15 protein-coding genes and 1 pseudogene are annotated in these 18,585 nt (G+C 61.8%); 9 read left to right on the top strand and 7 right to left on the bottom strand.

The genetic code is table 11. From position 1 onward, the window contains the following. Positions 1 to 5 precede the first annotated feature (5 nt). From istB to istA (LDB29_RS23795), 3 genes are all read right to left on the bottom strand, one after another. Positions 6 to 773: an IS21-like element helper ATPase IstB gene (gene istB, locus LDB29_RS23810; protein WP_054944222.1), complete on the bottom strand. Its 768-nt coding sequence runs from the start codon at positions 771 to 773 to the stop codon at positions 6 to 8. After that, on the bottom strand, positions 770 to 2,266 hold the full coding sequence (gene istA, locus LDB29_RS23805) for an IS21 family transposase (protein WP_257557220.1): 1,497 nt from the start codon (positions 2,264 to 2,266) through the stop codon (positions 770 to 772). The genes istB and istA (LDB29_RS23805) overlap by 4 nt, the downstream gene beginning before the upstream one ends. Before the next feature lie 194 nt (positions 2,267 to 2,460). After that, positions 2,461 to 3,915 (bottom strand): IS21 family transposase, encoded by a 1,455-nt coding sequence (istA, locus tag LDB29_RS23795; protein WP_218036328.1) that lies wholly within the window; start codon positions 3,913 to 3,915, stop codon positions 2,461 to 2,463. Between istA (LDB29_RS23795) and LDB29_RS23790 the strand changes: the two genes are divergently transcribed. The 9 genes from LDB29_RS23790 (at position 3,889) to LDB29_RS23750 (ending at position 14,217) form a co-directional block, all read left to right on the top strand. Then, entirely contained in the window at positions 3,889 to 5,871 is a 1,983-nt protein-coding gene (locus tag LDB29_RS23790) for a TonB-dependent receptor (RefSeq protein ID WP_257557219.1), read from the top strand. The genes istA (LDB29_RS23795) and LDB29_RS23790 overlap by 27 nt on opposite strands. A gap of 329 nt (positions 5,872 to 6,200) precedes the next feature. Continuing rightward, positions 6,201 to 7,595, top strand: coding sequence for an MFS transporter (locus tag LDB29_RS23785; protein ID WP_257557218.1), 1,395 nt, complete (start codon positions 6,201 to 6,203; stop codon positions 7,593 to 7,595). 66 nt (positions 7,596 to 7,661) lie between these two features. Beyond that, the gene (locus LDB29_RS23780; RefSeq protein WP_257557216.1) at positions 7,662 to 8,156 is read left to right on the top strand and encodes a nuclear transport factor 2 family protein; all 495 of its coding nucleotides are present in this window, start codon (positions 7,662 to 7,664) and stop codon (positions 8,154 to 8,156) included. Positions 8,157 to 8,575: 419 nt separating this feature from the next. Beyond that, positions 8,576 to 9,586 (top strand): LysR family transcriptional regulator, encoded by a 1,011-nt coding sequence (locus tag LDB29_RS23775; protein ID WP_257557214.1) that lies wholly within the window; start codon positions 8,576 to 8,578, stop codon positions 9,584 to 9,586. A gap of 272 nt (positions 9,587 to 9,858) precedes the next feature. After that, positions 9,859 to 10,605, top strand: a complete 747-nt coding sequence (locus tag LDB29_RS23770) for an SDR family NAD(P)-dependent oxidoreductase (protein WP_257557212.1) — start codon at positions 9,859 to 9,861, stop codon at positions 10,603 to 10,605. A gap of 15 nt (positions 10,606 to 10,620) precedes the next feature. Next, on the top strand, positions 10,621 to 11,328 hold the full coding sequence (locus LDB29_RS23765) for a CoA transferase subunit A (RefSeq protein WP_257557211.1): 708 nt from the start codon (positions 10,621 to 10,623) through the stop codon (positions 11,326 to 11,328). After that, on the top strand, positions 11,328 to 11,975 hold the full coding sequence (locus LDB29_RS23760; protein ID WP_257557209.1) for a 3-oxoacid CoA-transferase subunit B: 648 nt from the start codon (positions 11,328 to 11,330) through the stop codon (positions 11,973 to 11,975). Before LDB29_RS23765 ends, LDB29_RS23760 begins: the two co-directional genes overlap by 1 nt. Beyond that, positions 11,972 to 13,156, top strand: a complete 1,185-nt coding sequence (locus LDB29_RS23755) for an acyl-CoA dehydrogenase family protein (protein WP_257557207.1) — start codon at positions 11,972 to 11,974, stop codon at positions 13,154 to 13,156. Before LDB29_RS23760 ends, LDB29_RS23755 begins: the two co-directional genes overlap by 4 nt. Further along, positions 13,156 to 14,217 carry a phosphotransferase family protein gene (locus LDB29_RS23750; RefSeq protein ID WP_257557206.1) on the top strand — a complete coding sequence of 354 codons (1,062 nt, stop codon included), beginning with the start codon at positions 13,156 to 13,158 and terminating at the stop codon, positions 14,215 to 14,217. Before LDB29_RS23755 ends, LDB29_RS23750 begins: the two co-directional genes overlap by 1 nt. Positions 14,218 to 14,246: 29 nt before the next feature. Here the strand turns inward: LDB29_RS23750 and LDB29_RS23745 are convergent, their stop codons facing one another. From LDB29_RS23745 to LDB29_RS23730, 4 genes and pseudogenes are all read right to left on the bottom strand, one after another. Further along, positions 14,247 to 14,453 carry a hypothetical protein gene (locus tag LDB29_RS23745; RefSeq protein ID WP_257557205.1) on the bottom strand — a complete coding sequence of 69 codons (207 nt, stop codon included), beginning with the start codon at positions 14,451 to 14,453 and terminating at the stop codon, positions 14,247 to 14,249. A 145-nt stretch (positions 14,454 to 14,598) separates the two neighbouring features. Beyond that, positions 14,599 to 14,803 (bottom strand): annotated as a pseudogene (locus tag LDB29_RS23740) (thiamine pyrophosphate-binding protein); the annotation flags it as partial. A gap of 149 nt (positions 14,804 to 14,952) precedes the next feature. Then, positions 14,953 to 16,236 carry a pyruvate dehydrogenase complex dihydrolipoamide acetyltransferase gene (locus LDB29_RS23735; RefSeq protein ID WP_257557204.1) on the bottom strand — a complete coding sequence of 428 codons (1,284 nt, stop codon included), beginning with the start codon at positions 16,234 to 16,236 and terminating at the stop codon, positions 14,953 to 14,955. Position 16,237: 1 nt separating this feature from the next. Next, positions 16,238 to 18,568 carry a transketolase gene (locus LDB29_RS23730; protein ID WP_257558019.1) on the bottom strand — a complete coding sequence of 777 codons (2,331 nt, stop codon included), beginning with the start codon at positions 18,566 to 18,568 and terminating at the stop codon, positions 16,238 to 16,240. Positions 18,569 to 18,585: the final 17 nt, after the last annotated feature.

Genomic DNA, 18,585 nt, shown 5'->3' with positions numbered 1-18,585 from the left:
TTCTGTCAGGGGTTGGAGCGTGCCTTGCGCGCCTGGCTTTGGGCCAGACGATAGCTCTCTCCGTTCATCTCGAGTATGGAGACGTGGTGGGTAAGCCGGTCGAGGAGCGCGCCTGTCAGGCGCTCGGAGCCGAACGTTTCGGTCCACTCGTCGAACGGCAAGTTGCTGGTGATCAGCGTCGAGCCGCGCTCGTAACGCTGCGAGATCAGCTCGAACAGCAGTTCCGCGCCGGTTTTCGAGAGCGGCACGAACCCCAGTTCATCGATGATGAGGAGCTTGTATCCGGCCATTTGCTTGTGGAGGCGCAGAAGGCGGCGTTCGTCGCGTGCCTCCATCATCGCGCTGACCAGCGCGGACGCGGTGGTGAAGCCGACCGTCAGGCCCTTCTGGCAGGCGGCAAGGCCGAGGCCGATCGCCACATGGGTCTTGCCGGTTCCCGAGGGACCAAGGGCTATGACGTTCTCGCGGCGGTTGATCCAGTCGCAGCGTGCCAGTTCCAGCACCTGCATCTTGTTGAGCTTGGGGATCGCGGCAAAGTCGAAGCTGTCGAGGCTCTTGGCGGCCGGGAACTTCGCAGCCTTGATCCGGCGCTCGACCATCCGGCGTTCCCGGTCGATCAGCTCCAGTTCGACAAGCCGGGCAAGGTAGCGGACGTGATCTGCGCCCTCGGCCGCGCATCGCCGGGCCAGCTTGTCATGCTCGCGCAGGAAGGTTGGTAGCTTGAGCGTCTTGAGGTGGCTGGCCAGTAACAGCTCGGGGGACGGACTGCTCATGCCGCATCCTTCGCATCGCCCGAGAGCAACTGCATGTAGGAGCGCGCCGATGTCGTCTCCACCCTGGCTCTGGGCAGATAGGGATAGATCGCCATGTCCAATCGGGGTGGTCGGCGCTCCACCCGGCACAGCAGGAGATGCTTCACGGCATCAAAGCCGATCGCCCCGATATCGAGAGCCTGCTTTACGGCCGCATGCAGATCGGCAAGCGTGAAGCTCTCCAGCAGACGCAGCACCTGCACATACTCGCGCCGACCATGCTTGCCCATACGAGCTTCCATGAGGCGGCGCAGCGTTGCAAACGCTTCGGGCAGGTGCCAGCCTTGCAGGGGCGCTGCCTGATCGAGCGCATTGATCTTCTGTTCGATCAGGGGAAGGTAATGGATGGGATCGAAGATCACGTCCTCGCGCTCGTAGCTGCGCACATGACGGGCAATGACCTCGCCCCGGCAGCCGATCACCACCTCGCCGACATAGCCCCGGATCCATACCTCCTGATGGCCGAAGCGCACCGGCACCGAGTAATCATTGGTCCGGTAACGCACCAGCGCCTGCGACGAGACCTGGCCGCTGGTCTGGTCACAAGCCTCGAACGGGGCAGCCGGCAGTTCCTGCATCGCCGCCAGATCGCGCTTCAGCCTCTCGCCGATCGTCTCGCTCTCGCCCCGCAGCCGGTCGTTCTGACGCTTGCGGCATTGCTCCTCGAGCCACAGGTTGAACGCCTCCCACGTCGCGAACCGGGGGATCGGCACCATGAAGTTGCGGCGAGCATAACCGACCAGCCCTTCAACACTGCCGTTGTCGTTCCCCCTGCCGGGACGGCCGTAACGATCGCGGATCAGGTAATGCGACAGGAAGCCGCTGAACAGCCGGGCGCGCTGCCTCGTGCCGTCGGGCAGGATCTTCGAGACCAGGCAGCGGTCGTTATCGTAGACGATCGACAGCGGCACCGCGCCGAAAAACGCGAAGGCGTGCACGTGGCCGTCCATCCATGCCTCGGCAACGGCAGCGGGATAGGCGCGCACGTAGCAGGCGTCGCTGTGCGGTAGATCGAGCACGAAGAAATGCGCCTTCTGCACAACACCGCCGATCTCGACCATGGCCTCACCAAAATCTGCCTGGGCATGGCCGGGCGCATGCGCCAGCGGCACGAACATCTCCCGGCTGCGCTGCTCGCGCTGTCGGATGTAATCCTTGATGATCGTGTAGCCGCCGGTGAAACCGTGCTCTTCGCGAAGGCGGTCAAATACCCGCTTCGCCGTATGACGCTGCTTGCGCGGAACCTGACGGTCACCATCAAGCCATGCATCGATGATCGGAACGAACGCTTCCAGCTTGGGCCGCCGCACCGCCGCCGTCCGGCGGTAACCGGGGGGCTCCGAATACGACAGCATCTTGCGGACCGTGTCGCGCGATACGTTGAAATGCTTCGCCGCCTCACGCTGGCTCATGCCGCCCGCGCAAGCAAGACGCACCTTCAGGTAAAGATCCACGGTATATATCTCCACGCCCTCCCTGCTCGCGCAAAGAAGGCAAAGTGGACGACTTTTACGCCGCCCGCAGCAGCACTTCGCCGCCGCCACCGTGGTCTAATTTTGCACCGCCGTTCTCACATGCTCGCGCAGGAAGGTTGGTAGCTTGAGCGTCTTGAGGTGGCTGGCCAGTAACAGCTCGGGGGACGGACTGCTCATGCCGCATCCTTCGCATCGCCCGAGAGCAACTGCATGTAGGAGCGCGCCGATGTCGTCTCCACCCTGGCTCTGGGCAGATAGGGATAGATCGCCATGTCCAATCGGGGTGGTCGGCGCTCCACCCGGCACAGCAGGAGATGCTTCACGGCATCAAAGCCGATCGCCCCGATATCGAGAGCCTGCTTTACGGCCGCATGCAGATCGGCAAGCGTGAAGCTCTCCAGCAGACGCAGCACCTGCACATACTCGCGCCGACCATGCTTGCCCATACGAGCTTCCATGAGGCGGCGCAGCGTTGCAAACGCTTCGGGCAGGTGCCAGCCTTGCAGGGGCGCTGCCTGATCGAGCGCATTGATCTTCTGTTCGATCAGGGGAAGGTAATGGATGGGATCGAAGATCACGTCCTCGCGCTCGTAGCTGCGCACATGACGGGCAATGACCTCGCCCCGGCAGCCGATCACCACCTCGCCGACATAGCCCCGGATCCATACCTCCTGATGGCCGAAGCGCACCGGCACCGAGTAATCATTGGTCCGGTAACGCACCAGCGCCTGCGACGAGACCTGGCCGCTGGTCTGGTCACAAGCCTCGAACGGGGCAGCCGGCAGTTCCTGCATCGCCGCCAGATCGCGCTTCAGCCTCTCGCCGATCGTCTCGCTCTCGCCCCGCAGCCGGTCGTTCTGACGCTTGCGGCATTGCTCCTCGAGCCACAGGTTGAACGCCTCCCACGTCGCGAACCGGGGGATCGGCACCATGAAGTTGCGGCGAGCATAACCGACCAGCCCTTCAACACTGCCTTTGTCGTTCCCCCTGCCGGGACGGCCGTAACGATCGCGGATCAGGTAATGCGACAGGAAGCCGCTGAACAGCCGGGCGCGCTGCCTCGTGCCGTCGGGCAGGATCTTCGAGACCAGGCAGCGGTCGTTATCGTAGACGATCGACAGCGGCACCGCGCCGAAAAACGCGAAGGCGTGCACGTGGCCGTCCATCCATGCCTCGGCAACGGCAGCGGGATAGGCGCGCACGTAGCAGGCGTCGCTGTGCGGTAGATCGAGCACGAAGAAATGCGCCTTCTGCACAACACCGCCGATCTCGACCATGGCCTCACCAAAATCTGCCTGGGCATGGCCGGGCGCATGCGCCAGCGGCACGAACATCTCCCGGCTGCGCTGCTCGCGCTGTCGGATGTAATCCTTGATGATCGTGTAGCCGCCGGTGAAACCGTGCTCTTCGCGAAGGCGGTCAAATACCCGCTTCGCCGTATGACGCTGCTTGCGCGGAACCTGACGGTCACCATCAAGCCATGCATCGATGATCGGAACGAACGCTTCCAGCTTGGGCCGCCGCACCGCCGCCGTCCGGCGGTAACCGGGGGGCTCCGAATACGACAGCATCTTGCGGACCGTGTCGCGCGATACGTTGAAATGCTTCGCCGCCTCACGCTGGCTCATGCCGCCCGCGCAAGCAAGACGCACCTTCAGGTAAAGATCCACGGTATATATCTCCACGCCCTCCCTGCTCGCGCAAAGAAGGCAAAGTGGACGACTTTTACGCCGCCCGCAGCAGCACTTCGCCGCCGCCACCGTGGTCTAATTTTGCACCGCCGTTCTCAAGGCACGCTCTACGGCCGCAATTCGATCGGCGGTACGATAAATTTGATTTCGCGAAAGCCCAGCGACGAGTTGACTGGCAAGGCGCAGGTGACCGTAGGAAATTATGCCGCGGTCCAGACGCAGGCCTATGTGAGTGGCGCCATCGTGCCCGGAGTGGTGCAGGCGAGCATCGCGGGCAACTATATTCGCCATGATCCATACGTCAAAAACATCAATCCCGGCCAAGCCGATGTTGGCGATGCGAACCGGGGGGGGCTGCGTGGCCAGTTGCGGATCGTGCCGAGCGATGCCATCGAGTTGATCACCAGGGCTGACTGGAGCCGAGGCAGTGAGCGCGTCGACGCTTACTCCCATATCTTGGCGCCAGTCTCCGATGCGCCGCTCGCCTCCAGCACGGTCGGCGATCTTACCAAAGTATCGCTCAACAACCCGCCGCTTAGCAAGACCGAGGGATATGGGGCATCCCAGGAAATTAACATCAAGCTCAGCAGCGCTCTAAGCTTCAAATCGCTTACTGCGTACCGCTATAGTCATTACAATTTCGTCGGCGACGCCGACGCTACGGAAATACCGTTCAACAATGTACGCGCCCAGGGCGATACCTCGAGGCAGTTCAGCCAGGAGTTGAACCTGGTTCTGGATACGTCTGGGCTGCGAGCCATCTTCGGCGCCTATTACTTCCATGAAAAGGACGACGGCTTCTTTATCTCCGAGGTTGGACCGAGCGCGAAAACCTTGGCGGCGAATTCCTTCTATCAGACGATCGCGCCTAACACCCGGTCCACGTCAAAGGCGCTGTTTGCCCAGGGAACCTATCATCTGACCGATCGCCTGGGGATCACTGCTGGTTTGCGCTATACCAAGGACGATAAATCTATCGTCCAGAGCTTTCAAAGGACGTCCCTAAACCCGGCGACCCTAGGCACGCCGCGTCCGGGCTTCCCCTTCAACGGTTCAGCTAACCGCACATATGATGCGTGGACACCAAAGTTCGGAATTGATTTCCAAGCTTCGCGGAATGTGTTCTTTTATGCCTCGGCCACGCGCGGTTACAAAAGTGGCGGCGTGAATTTCGGGGCTTCGAATGCGCCGTCGCTCGTTTTCAATCCGGAGAAGATTTGGGCGTATGAAGCTGGGGTCAAGACAAACTGGCTGGATCGGCGGTTGCAGGTCAACATCACCGGCTTCAAGTATAACTACACGGACCTCCAGGTTTATTCGAGCATTGGGCCGGGCTTGACCGCAATCGGGAACGCGGCAACGGCGACCGTCAAGGGCCTCGAGATTGAGACAACCTTAAAGCCGGTCCAGAATCTGACGCTTTCAGCGAATTTCTCGGCGCTCGATTCGAAGTATGGATCCTTTCCGCAGGCCACGGTCGCAGCGACCTACCAGCCCTTCCTCGCCGGAGATCCGAATTTCGATCCTGTGACGAAGCTGTACAATGCATCCGGGAACCGGCTGAGCTATGCGCCCCAATTCTCGTTCTCTCTGAGCGGGCGTTACGATATCGACCTGTCCACCGGTAAGCTGTTCATGCGCGGCGATTACTACCATCAGAGTACATCCTACGCAGAGCCGACCAACGTCGCCATTTCGGCCATCAGGCCTTATGGTGTGCTCAATCTTGGCCTTGGCTACGAAAGCGAAAAAGGGGGATGGAGCGCGCAGATCATCGGTAAGAATGTCCTCGACAAGCAATATCTGACGGCCATCGCCTCGACGGGGCTTGTTCCCAACGGCATTCCAGGCGCGCCACGGACAGTCGCTCTGCAATTGGGCATCAACTTCTAGGTAGCCTGATCGTTTCAGGTCTCATGGCCTGAAAAGATCAAACTCAAGGCGCTGCTGCAGGCCGGCCAGGTTATTCCGCGCGTCGCACTTCACCGCTGCCCGGGCGCGGGGACAATGGGGGCATGATAGGTTCGCCCATCCATCCGGCATCGCCATGGACGGGTGAGGTGCAGCTTGCTGGAAGCACGAATGTCTTTGGCATGAGTCAACCGAAAGGCTGTAGAATGTTGGCAAAACCCCCGCGGTCCGCTTCGTTGTCGGCATCGTTGGCACTATCAACCCGCGACTGCGCAGGTGAAGTGGTGGTGTCAGCCCCAGGAAGGAAACTAATGGTGGTATTGGACAAGCACGGCCAGGATGCTGACATCGTTCGCGGCAGACCGGAATATGCATGGTTTGTGGTGGCCATGCTCACGCTCGCTTATATGTGTTCCTATATCGACCGGCAGATCATCAACCTGATGGTCGAGCCCATCAAACAGGATCTGCATCTCAACGACACGCGAATGAGCCTGCTCCAAGGCGCGGCGTTCGCCGTGGCCTATCTCATATTCACGCCGATCCTGGGCCGGCGCGTAGATACCGGAAACCGTAAGAACATTATCGCCATCGCCGTGCTGGCCTGGTGCGGGAGTACGCTGCTTGGCGGCTTCGCGAACAACGTAACATGGCTTTTCATTTCGCGGGCGGGCGTAGGGGCGGCAGAGGCGGCGCTTGCGCCCGCCGCTTTTTCCATCATTGCCGATTACTTCCCATCTGAGCGGCTGCCGCGCGCAATCGGCGTCTTTACGATGGGACCCTACCTAGGAGGCGGTTTCGCGCTCATCGTCGGGGGCGCACTGATCGGGTCGAGCGGGGATTTGGTTCGGTCGTTCGACTTTCTGGGGAATCTGGCACCCTGGCAACTGACCTTCATCCTCGTCGGTCTTATGGGCCTGCCTTTGGGCGCGGCCGTGTTCATGCTTAAAGAACCGGTACGGCGCGCCACATCCGGGGCGGTCGAGGGCGATAGGCACTTCTCCACCTTAGAGACGCTCTCATACCTCTGGCAACGGCGAGCCTTCTATCTACGCTTTTTCGGCATGATGGCGTTTACCGTCGTCGTTTTCTATTCCATGCCGGCGTGGATCCCCACGATCCTGATACGCCGCTACGGCAGTGCTACCGGCGAGGTAGGGCTCATTTACGGGACTATAGTGCTGGTGGTCGGCACGCTCGGGGTGCTAGCCGGGCCTCAGTTAGAGCGTTGCCTTCATAAGCGCGGCTACACGAGCGCCGGCATCCTATGTATTGCGTTCGCTTCCGCTGGCCTCGTCCCTACCAGCCTGGCGTTGTTCTTCTTCAAGAGCTCTGCCGCCGTGATGGTGATCGGCGCGATCGCCACATTCCTTTATTCGATGCCTCAGCCCATCGCCGCATCGGCTCTCCAGATCGTGACGCCCAACCGGATGCGCGGCGTCACTTCCGCGATATACGTCATCATCGTTTCGGCCATCGGCCTTGGCATTGCGCCGACCCTCGTCGCTCTTGTGACCGATTTTGTGTTCGTGGACGAGAAGGCGGTCGCCGCGTCGCTTGCCCTGGTTTGCTCGACGAGCGCGGTGATCGCGACCTGGTTGGCGCAGAGCACTCGCAAACCTTTCGTTGACGCGCTTGTTGCCGAGGAGAGCGTCGCACTACCTACACTCGAGGCGAAGACCAGCGCCTCAGAACCGGGCGGATGAACCTCAGGAAGTGCGCCTTGCGGCCGCGGGGATCAACTCTGTCGACATCAATCATGAGGTGGCGGGATGCTGGCGAATATTGAGGAGCTCATCGCTGTTCGCGCCATCGAGCAAGTGATGGCATGTCGGCTGCGCGCTATGGATACCAAGGATTGGGTATTGTACGCGGCCATGCACACTGACGATGCCATCATGGAGAGCTTCTCCAATTTTCCCTGCTGCGCGAGGCCCATGGGCACCGAAACGAACGGACAGATTGTCGGCCGTGACAATGTTACCGCCGCGATCCGCTCTTTGATGGAGGAGCCAGTGCCGATGACATCGATCCATCACGTCTTCTCCAACGAAATCACCTTCCTGTCCTCGACCACCGCTATCGGCATATGGGCGATGGAAGACCGGCTCTTGTGGCGAAACGGTGATACCGAGGAGGAGTTGCACGGATTTGGCCACTACCACGAGGAATACCGCTGTGATGAGGGCACCTGGCGAATTTCGCGGCGGCGCGTGGCGCGACTGCGCGTGGAGGCCACTCCGAATTTCTATGACAAACTTCGATGATCATCGACCGTTAGAGCGACGGCGTGGCTGGGTAGCAGCACATCCAATTGTGCGGCAGGACAGCGTAAAGTACCATCGGATTTTCATATGGGTCCTATCATAACAAGCCATTTTGTGGATCGCTTCAAATAAACGATCAAGACTGCTGGAGAGAAACGAGCGAGCAGCAGTGGCACCTTGGTCATCACCTCAGTCGCACCGGTCCCAATGGCACCGTCATGGGAACGAGAGGGTGGATTGCGCGACGCCTGACGGCGCTATGCATAGCGACGGCCCACCACGGTCCGTTGTCCAACCCGACCATCAGCCATCGAATCCGGGCCGCCATTGCTCTGCCAGAGGTCTGGCGCAGCGCACGCACGGCTCCGCCGCACGCGGCGCGTTTATACTTCGCACGGTTTTTCCAGGGGGGACGGGCAGTGGATCGCTTCGGTGAAATGAGCGTACTCGTTCAGATCGTTGAGAATGGTGGGTTCTCGGCGGCCGCTCGCGCGTTGTCGATGACACCATCGGCCGTCAGCAAGCTGGTCGGCCGCATGGAAGAAAGGCTTGGCACACGCCTGTTTCACCGCACGTCGCGAAGTGTTGTCCTGACTGCGGAAGGCCAGTTGTTCTACGCTGCCGCATTGCGCGCGCTCGATGCACTGGAGGACGCCGAGGCCGTGAACGATTCAATTTTACGCGGCACACTGCGCATCCGGTCGATGCCGACCTTTGCCAAATACCAAATACTGCCGTTGCTACCTCGCTTTCGCGAGCGCCATCCCCACCTTCGGCTTGAATTCCACCTCGACAATGAGTGGCTTAACCCCCTCGAAGGAGGAATTGACGTCGCGCTGGTTGGAGGGTTGCCGGCGGATTCCGCCTTCGTGACGCGGAAAATTTCTACGACCCGTTGGCTGATTTGCGCGGCGCCCGCCTATCTTGCCCACCGAGGCAGGCCAACTTCGCTCTGCGAACTCGATCGCCATGACTGCCTAGGTTTCACTATGAACACGCCTTGGAATCTGTGGTCGCGCCCCGGCTCAGGGGAGATGGAGAATGTGCGGGTTCCGGACACGATCGCATCTAACCAAGGGGAGATGTTGATCGCCCTCGCGAAAGCGGGCCTGGGCATTTTGCGTACAGCAGAATATGCGATCGCCGAAGACCTTCGCGATGGCTCGCTCATCGATCTGTTTCCGGAGTCTGCGGCTTTGCCCGAAGAGCCCATATACATCGTATTTCGTGATCAGGCCCATTTGAGCGCACGGACACGCACCTTTGTGGACTTCGTGGTCGAATCATTTCGGGGCACGCCGCCCTGGAGCATCCGCGCATCGCAGATTTTGGAAGAAGTCCGGGTAGAAAACCAGTTCGATTCCCGGCATCCCGCGCCCAACGGCAGGCTTTTCGTCGACACCGGTCGCCAGCTTGGACGGGCCTCTTAATCGAGCTTGGCGCTCCGCTTCAGCGCCTATGCCCAGGTGTTCGTGCAACCGCTCAGCATCCGTGAATTCCAGCATCGAGCGTCACCAGAAGGCGGGTCTACACTCATCCCGTGAACGGCATTCACAGCTGATGGGACTGGATAGTGCATGGTTCGCTGCCCAGCGCCATGACATCTAATTGACCTCATCGATAACGCGCGGGGCTGTAGCCGCGAACCAAAGTGTCTGGCGGCGCATGGACTGCGCAGTCCAAGAAAAAACAGGAGCAGTGGGTGTTCGGACTGGCGGGAAAACGTGCACTGGTTACTGGAGCATCGAGCGGACTGGGCGCACGCTTCGCCGAAGTGCTGGCGGCGGCGGGGGCCCATGTCATCTTGGCCGCGCGCAACCAAGGGCCATTATCTGAGGTCGCGGTGCTCATAGCGGCGGGCGGGGGCTCGGCGGAGACGATGACCCTCGACGTATCCAATCCTGCGTCGATCACCGAGGCGGGTCAACGCATCGGCGCGGTCGATATCATCATCAACAATGCCGGAATCACGAATGAATCACGCGCACTCGATCTGACCGAGGCGGACTGGGACAAGGTAATAGATGTCAACTTGAAGGGCATGTTCTTGATCGCACAGCAAGGCGCCCGGGCGATGCGCGACGCTGGCAAACCTGGTTCGATCGTGAACATCGCTTCGATTTTGGGATTGCGTCAGGCGGGCGGCGTGCTGCCCTACGCGGTCTCGAAGGCCGGCGTCATCCAGATGACAAAGAGCCTTGCGCTAGAGGTCGCGCGATTCGGCGTACGTGTGAACGCTCTTGCGCCCGGCTATGTCTCGACCGGACTGAACAATGAATTTTTGCAGACAGATCAGGGAAGATCTCTGATCTCCCGTGTGCCGATGCGCAGGCTCGGAGAAGTCGGGGAACTCGATGGGCCGCTCCTGTTGCTAGCGTCCGATGCCAGCCGCTTCATGACTGGCGCCGTCGTGGTGGTCGATGGCGGCCACCTCGTGAGCACATTATAATTGGTGGGGATCCAAGTGGCATCCAAGATACGGCCGGACGCGGCATCGACGCTACGATCGCTGGTGTTTGACGGCATGACCATCGCGGCCGGCGGGTTCGGTCTGTGCGGCATACCTGAAACGCTCATCGACGCGCTACTCGAAACCGGCGTCCGCGATCTGACATTGATTTCAAACAACGCTGGCGTGGACGACTTCGGGCTGGGGCTGTTGTTGCGCGAACAGCGTGTGCGCAAAATGATCAGTTCCTATGTCGGTGAGAACAAGGAGTTCGAGCGACAATTTCTGGCCGGCGAGTTGGAGATAGAGTTCAATCCGCAAGGAACCCTCGCCGAGCGTATCAGGGCCGGCGGGGCGGGCATCCCCGCGTTTTACACCCGAACGGGCGTGGGCACTGCGATCGCGGATGGCAAAGAGGTCCGCACCTTCCAAGGCCAGGACTATCTGATGGAAACGGGCCTCGTCGCTGATCTGGCGATCGTCAAGGCTTGGCGCGGCGACCCGTACGGCAATCTCATGTACCGGAAATCCGCGCGCAATTTCAATCCGATGATCGCGACCTGCGGTAAGGTGACAGTCGCCGAGGTCGAGGAATTTGCGGCGCCCGGCAGCTTCGACCCAGACTCGATCCACACCCCCGGGATCTTCGTCCAGCACCTCCTCAAATCGACCCGCAACGAAAAGCGCGTCGAACAGCGTACGATCAGGAAGGAACTAGCCTAATGTCCTGGACACGCGACGAGATGGCCGCGCGTGCTGCGCGCGAACTCCAGGACGGCTTCTACGTCAATCTGGGCATTGGAATTCCGACGCTCGTCGCCAATCATATTTCGCCGGGCATGGACGTGACTCTCCAGTCCGAAAACGGCATGCTTGGCCTTGGTCCCTTCCCCACCGAGGTGGGGATTGACGCCGACATCATCAATGCGGGCAAACAGACAATCACCGAACTGGACCGGACGAGCTATGTCTCATCAGCCGACAGCTTCGGCATGATCCGGGGCGGCCATATAAACCTGTCCGTCCTCGGCGCCATGGAGGTCGCCGAGAATGGGGACCTCGCCAACTGGATGGTGCCAGGCAAGATGGTGAAGGGCCCGGGCGGCGCGATGGACCTCGTTGCCGGCGTTCGCAAGATCATCGTCGTCATGGATCATGTCGCGAAGGACGGCAGCGCGAAGTTTCGAAAGAACTGCACGCTGCCGCTGACCGGCACCAATGTGGTCGACATGTTGATCACCGACATTGCAGTGTTCGAGCGGCCGGACCGGTCGAGCCTATTCCGGTTGATCGAATGCGCGCCGGGTATCACACCGGAGCAGGTTCGCACTCGAACCGAAGCCACCTATGATGCTGGGGCGGTGGCATGAGTACGGGAGATGATACTGCGCTCGCAGCGACCATCGCTGCGCGGGTCGAAGCTTTCGTACGGGACATCGTCATTCCCTATGAGCACGATCCGCGCCGCGACGCGCACGGCCCGAGCGAAGAACTGGTGATCGAACTGCGCGACAAGGCGCGTGCCGCCGGGGTCATGACGCCGCACGTGCTGGATGGCGGCGGGCATCTTAGCCAGCGCGGCACTGCAACGGTCCTGAAGAAGTCAGGACTTTCGCCGCTTGGGCCACTCGCGCTGAATACGGCCGCACCCGACGAAGGAAACATGTATCTATTGGGCAAAGTGGGCACGCCCGAGCAGAAAGCGCATTTCCTCGCGCCGATGCTGACCGGTCATGCCAGATCAGCATTTTTCATGACTGAGCCAGCCTCCGACGGCGGAGCCGGGTCCGACCCGTCTATGATGCAGACGACGGCTCGCCAAGACGGCAACCACTGGGTGATAACCGGGCGCAAAGCCTTCATCACCGGCGCCAAGGGCGCCAAGGTCGGGATCGTTATGGCGAAGACCGGAACGGCCGATCATATTGCTGCCACTATGTTCCTGGTCGATCTGCCCCATCCGGCTATCAAGATCGAGCGCGTACTCGACACCATCGACAGTTCGATGCCGGGTGGTCACGCAGTCATCGCGATCGAAGAATTGCGCGTGTCGGCGGACCAGATCCTAGGGGAAATCCACCAGGGTTTCCAATATGCGCAGGTTCGGTTGTCTCCAGCCCGACTGTCGCACTGCATGCGCTGGCATGGCGTGGCGACACGCGCGCAGGAGATTGCCGTGGCCTATGCCCTCAAGCGCCAGGCATTTGGCAAGGCGCTCATCGATCACGAAGGCGTCGGCTTCATGCTCGCCGACAATCTCATCGACCTGAAGCAGGCTGAACTGATGATCGACTGGTGCGCGAATGTGTTGGACACCGGATCCCTCGGAACATCGGAAAGCTCGATGGCGAAAGTGGCCGTTTCGGATGCGCTCTTTCGCGTTGCCGATCGCTGCGTTCAGGCGATGGGCGGCATCGGCGTTACGCAGGACACAATCGTTGAACAGGCGTTCCGGGAAATACGCGCCTTTCGAATCTATGACGGCCCGACCGAGGTGCACAAATGGAGCCTCGCCAAGAAAATCAAGCGCGATGCAAAGGTTCCCGACTGATGAAGCCAACCCCCAACTTCTCTGGGATCGGTGCCGTGCGCGAGGCGCATCGTTTCGACGAGGTGGCGCTTGCGCGCTGGATGGACGCGAATGTGGCTGGATACACCGGCCCGCTGAGCGTCGAGCAGTTCCAGGGCGGGCAATCCAATCCGACCTACCGGCTGGTGACGCCGACGCGCTCCTATGTGATGCGCCGCAAGCCGCCGGGCAAGCTGCTTAAAGGGGCGCACGCCATAGAGCGCGAGGCGCAGGTGTTGATTGCATTGGCCAAGGCCGATTTCCCCGTCGCCGAAGTCTACGGACTATGTACCGATGAGGACGTGATCGGCACATGCTTCTATGTGATGGAACTGGTGGTCGGCCGCACCTTTTGGACGGCCTCCTGCGAGGAACTCCAACCGGCCGATCGCACGGCCGCCTTCGACGCGATGAACGCGACGATCGCGCGGCTCCACAGCGTCGATCACGAGGCGATCGGGCTTAGCGACTATGGCCGGCCCGGCAGCTATTTCGAGCGGCAAATTTCGCGGTGGTCCCGTCAGTATCTTGAGGATCCGCTAGCTGGACGCGACCCTGCAATGGACAGGCTTATCGACTGGCTGCCATCGCACATCCCCGACGTGCCCGAGCGCACCAGCATTATTCATGGTGATTTTCGCGTCGATAACATGATTTATCACTCGACCTCGCCACGTATCTTGGCGGTGCTCGATTGGGAGCTATCCACGGTCGGCGATCCGCTGGCCGATTTCGCCTACCATCTTATGATGTACCGTATGCCGCAGTTGACCATTCCAGGGTTGGCCGGCTTGGACCTCGCCGCGCTCGGCATTCCGAGCGAGGCGGACTATGTGGCATCCTATTGTTCGCGCACCGGGCGGAGCGGTATTCCGAACCTTGAATTCTACCTCGCCTTCAACTTCTTTCGTTTCGCAGCGATCATCCACGGGATCAAGGGCCGGCTTGCCCGCGGCACGGCAACCTCGCCGCACGCCCGATCTCTGGTTGACGATCTGACCACGATCTCGGCTCTAGGGTGGGACATCGCGCAAGCTAACTAAGACACTATTCAGGCCCAGAATCTACGAGATCAGCGTAACCGGCGCTCGCTATGGCGACCGGCATCGTGCATGGCCATGTTGGCTTCCTGGGTTCCATGCATTCCCAGCACGCCGAGCCATTGCCGCGCCGGGGCCGCAAAAGCGCCAAGACTCATCAAAGTCGAGGTCACAGGTGCGCCGGTCAGTTCCACGAGCTTGCGCAAGTGCGCGCTGGCCGTGGTTCCGGCGTTGATCACCCCGCCGCCCGTATAAAAAACCGGGCGCCGCGCTGCGGGGCGGCTTGATCAGGTAGTTGTGCTTGGTGCAGCGCCGGATAATGCCAATAGAATCGCAATCTTGAAAGGCGTCCGTGCCCAGCACCGTCGTCGGGACTTGTCCGCTGAGCAGCACAATGGGGATCGAATCCATCCAGGCATCGGCCAAGGGCGTGACCGCATTGGTCAAGCCCGGCCCCGAAGTGACCAGGGCTACGCCCGGTTTGCGGTCGACCGGGCATAGCCCTGAGCCCATGTGCCGCGCCGGCTTCATGCCGGACCAGCACGCGGCGGATGCGGCTCTGCCTGAACAGTTCTTCGTAGATCGGCATTATGGCCCCGCTGGGGTACCTGAAGATCGTATCAACCCCCAACATTTTCAGGATGACCGCGGCGCCGGTATATTGCTCCGTGGTGCGCATGCGTATTCCTTTTCCCGAAAGTGCGAGCGGGGTTGAGCCTGTCAGATCGATTACGCCGCTCAACAAAGGAGCAGCATCGGGCTTTCAATGCTTTCGCGCAGGGCGGCCATGAACCGCGCGGCCACCGCACCGTCGATCGCGCGATGATCGAAGCTGGCGGTCAGGGCGACGATGGTCGCGAGGCATATCGCACCGTCTACTTTCCAAGGCTGCTCCACGGCGGCGCCGACGCCAAGGATCAGGGCTTGGGGCGGGTTGATGACCGGGACCATCTCGTCGATGCCGAACATGCCGAGGTTGGAGATGGACGTCGTGCCGCCCTGATAATCCTCGGGCGTGAGCTTGCCCTCGCGGGCCTTGGCGGCGAGTGCCTTCGCCTGGGTCGCAATGGCGGAAAGTGACAGCGTATCCGCGCCCTTGATGACCGGAGTGATCAGCCCGCCTTCGATCGCGACCGCCATCGAAATGTCGACGCGCCCGAAGCGGTGCAGCTCCTCGCCGCCGAACTGGACGTTCGCGTCCGGCACCTCGACCAGCGCGAGGGCCAGGGCCTTGATCAGCATATCGTTGACGCTGAGCTTGATGCCACGTTGCGCGAGGCTGGCGTTCAGCTCGCCGCGCAGCTTCAAGAGCGGATCGAGATTGCAGCGCGCGGTCAGATAGAAATGCGGGATGGCCTGCTTGGATTCCGTCAGACGTCGCGCGATCGTCTTGCGCATGCTGGACAACTTAACCGTCTCGACCGGCACGCCGGCGGGCGGCGGGGCGATGACCGGTGCCGCCCCGGCGATGATCGCCTGCGGCACGGGGTCAGGTCGGGGCGCGACCAGCGGCCCGATGCCGAGATCGGCCCGGACGATCCGGCCATTGGGACCGGTGCCCTTGATGCCGTCGAGATCGATGCCCTTGGCCTCGGCGATGCGCAGGGCAAGCGGGCTGACTTTCACTCGTTCGCCGGGCGACAGGCGGGTACGTGGCGCGGCCGCCTCAGGCGCAGGTCGCGGCGGGGCCGGCGCCGGATCGGAGGCCATGGGCGCGGCCTCGACCGGCCCGGCGATGGCGGGCTCGGCTTCCTCCAGAACGGGTTCAGGGTCGACCCCTCCGCTCTCGCCAAGCAACGCGATGACCGTGCCGACCAGGACGTCTGCCGTTCCTTCGCGAACGACGAGGCTGGCGACCCGCCCCTCGTCGACTGCCTCGAACTCCATCGTGGCCTTGTCGGTCTCGATTTCGGCGAGGAGATCGCCGGGCTTCACCGCATCGCCCGGCTTGACCAGCCATTTGGCGAGCGTGCCCTTTTCCATCGTCGGCGACAGCGCCGGCATCTTCAGTTCGATGGCCATGTCAGTTTCCTAAGAACAGTTCGGCGGCAGCTTCGACGATGGCGTCGCTGTCGAGCCGATAGGTGTGATAGAGGTCGAGCTGGTCGCCGGTCTGGCCGAAGCGGTCGGTGCCGAGCGGGCTCACCCGCATGCCCTTGACGCCGCCGAGCCAGGACAGCGCCGCGGGCGAGCCGTCGAGCACCGTCACCAGGCCCGCGCCCGGTGCCAGCGCGGATAGCAACGTCTCAGCATGGCAGGGCGTGACCGGCTCGTCTGTCCAGCGCGCTGCGCGATGGGCCGACCAGCCGCGATGCAGGAGGTCGGGTGAGGTGACATTGAGCAGGCCGATGCCGGGTATGTCCTCCGCAAGCTGCTCCCACGCGGCCAGCGCCTCGGGAGCGATGACACCTGTGAACACGATGGCGGCCTCCGCCCCCTTGGCGGGACGACGCAGCCAGTAGCCGCCCTTCAGTGCATCGTCCCGCCAGCCGTCGTCCGCGCGCGCCACCTGCGGGATCGCACGCGTGGTCAGGCGCAGATAGACAGAGCTGCCATCGGGTTGCTGCATATGGTCGAACGCATAGGCCATCATCGCGGCCAACTCGTCCGCATAGGCTGGCTCGAAATAAGTGAGATTGGGCTGGCCCATGCCAATGAGCGGCGTGTTGATCGATTGGTGCGCGCCGCCCTCGGCCGCGAGCGTGATCCCCGACGGCGTGCCCACCAGGAGGAATCGCGAATCCGAGTAACAGCCATAGTTCAGCGCATCGAGACCGCGCGCGATGAAGGGGTCGTAGACGGTGCCCACTGGCAGCAAGCGGGTCCCGAAATGGGGCGCCGCCAGACCGAGCGAGGCCAGCATGATGAAGAAGTTGTTCTCGGCAATGCCCAGTTCGATATGTTGGCCCGCCGCGTGCTGCGCCCACTTCTGCGCGGACGGGATCCTGGCCTTGTGGAACACGTCGGCCAGTTCCTGCCGCCGGAACAGGCCGCGCTGGTTGACGAAGGCGCCGAGGTTGGTCGTCTGGGTCACGTCGGGCGCGGTGGTCACGATACGGTCGGCTAGCTCCTCGCCGGACTTCGCGAGATCGAGCAGGATGCGGCCGAAAGCTGCCTGGGTCGATTGCTCCGCGCCGTCGGGTGCGGGGATCGCCGGGACGGTGACCGCCGGCGCGGCCGGCTCCGGCTTCACGCGCGCGATCGGGCTGTCCGCAACGAACGCTTTAAGCTCGGCCGCAGCATTGTCGCCAAGGCCGCCCCAGGGCTCCCATTCCTCGCCCTCCTTGATGCCGAGGCTGGCGCGGAACTGCTTCATCTGGGCCGGGTTCATCATGCCCGAATGATTGTCCTTGTGACCCGCGAGCGGCAGGCCATGGCCCTTCACCGTGTAGGCGATGAAGAGAGTGGGCACGTCGTCGTCGCAGCGGTCGAACGCCTCGGTCAGGCTCTCGATGCAGTGACCGCCCAGGTTGGTCATCAACCGGGCAAGCGCCTCGTCGTCGTAGCTGTCGAGCAGCTTCTTCACATTCGGCTTCTGGCCGATGTCGGCCATCAACCGCTCGCGCCAGGCTGCACCACCCTGATAGGTCAGTGCGGCGAACTCGGCGTTCGGGCAGCTGTCGATCCACTCTTCCAGCGCCTTGCCGCCAGGCTGCGCGAAGGCGGCCTGCTGCATCTTTCCGTACTTTAGCGTGACGACGCGCCAGCCACAGGTCTCGAAGATATCGTCGAAGCGGCGGAACATGCGATCCGCCGTGGTCGCGTCGAGCGACTGGCGGTTATAGTCGACGATCCACCAGCAGTTCCTCAGGTCGTGCTTGTAGCCCTCGATCAGGCATTCGTAGATATTGCCTTCGTCAAGCTCCGCATCGCCCATCAGCGCGATCATGCGGCCCGCATCCTCCTCCCGCACCTGGCCGTGCGCGATAAGATAGTCCTGGACGAGTGAAGAGAAAGCCGTGACCGCGACGCCCAGGCCGACCGAGCCCGTGGAGAAGTCGACGGGGATATTGTCCTTGGTACGGGAAGGATAGCTTTGCACACCCCCCAGGCCGCGGAATTTCTGCATGCGCTCGAGCGTCTGGTTGCCTAGCAGGTAATGGATGGCATGCAGCACCGGCCCCGCATGCGGCTTGACCGACACCTTGTCCTGCGGGCGGAGCGCGTGGAAGTAGAGCGCAGCCATGATTGCCGTCATTGACGCGCAACTTGCCTGATGCCCGCCGACTTTCAGCCCGTCGCGCTTGGGTCGAAGGTGATTGGCATTATGGATCATCCAGGACGACAGCCAAAGTAGGCGCTCGTCCAAAGCCTGGAGGTTTGCGATTGTCTCGGAACGGTCGCGTCCGTCAATGTGGTGTAGAATTGGGT

This window comes from Sphingobium sp. CFD-2 (assembly GCF_024611135.1).
In the GTDB taxonomy this organism is placed as follows: domain Bacteria; phylum Pseudomonadota; class Alphaproteobacteria; order Sphingomonadales; family Sphingomonadaceae; genus Sphingobium; species Sphingobium fuliginis.
This window is presented reverse-complemented; position numbering and strand designations above follow the sequence as displayed.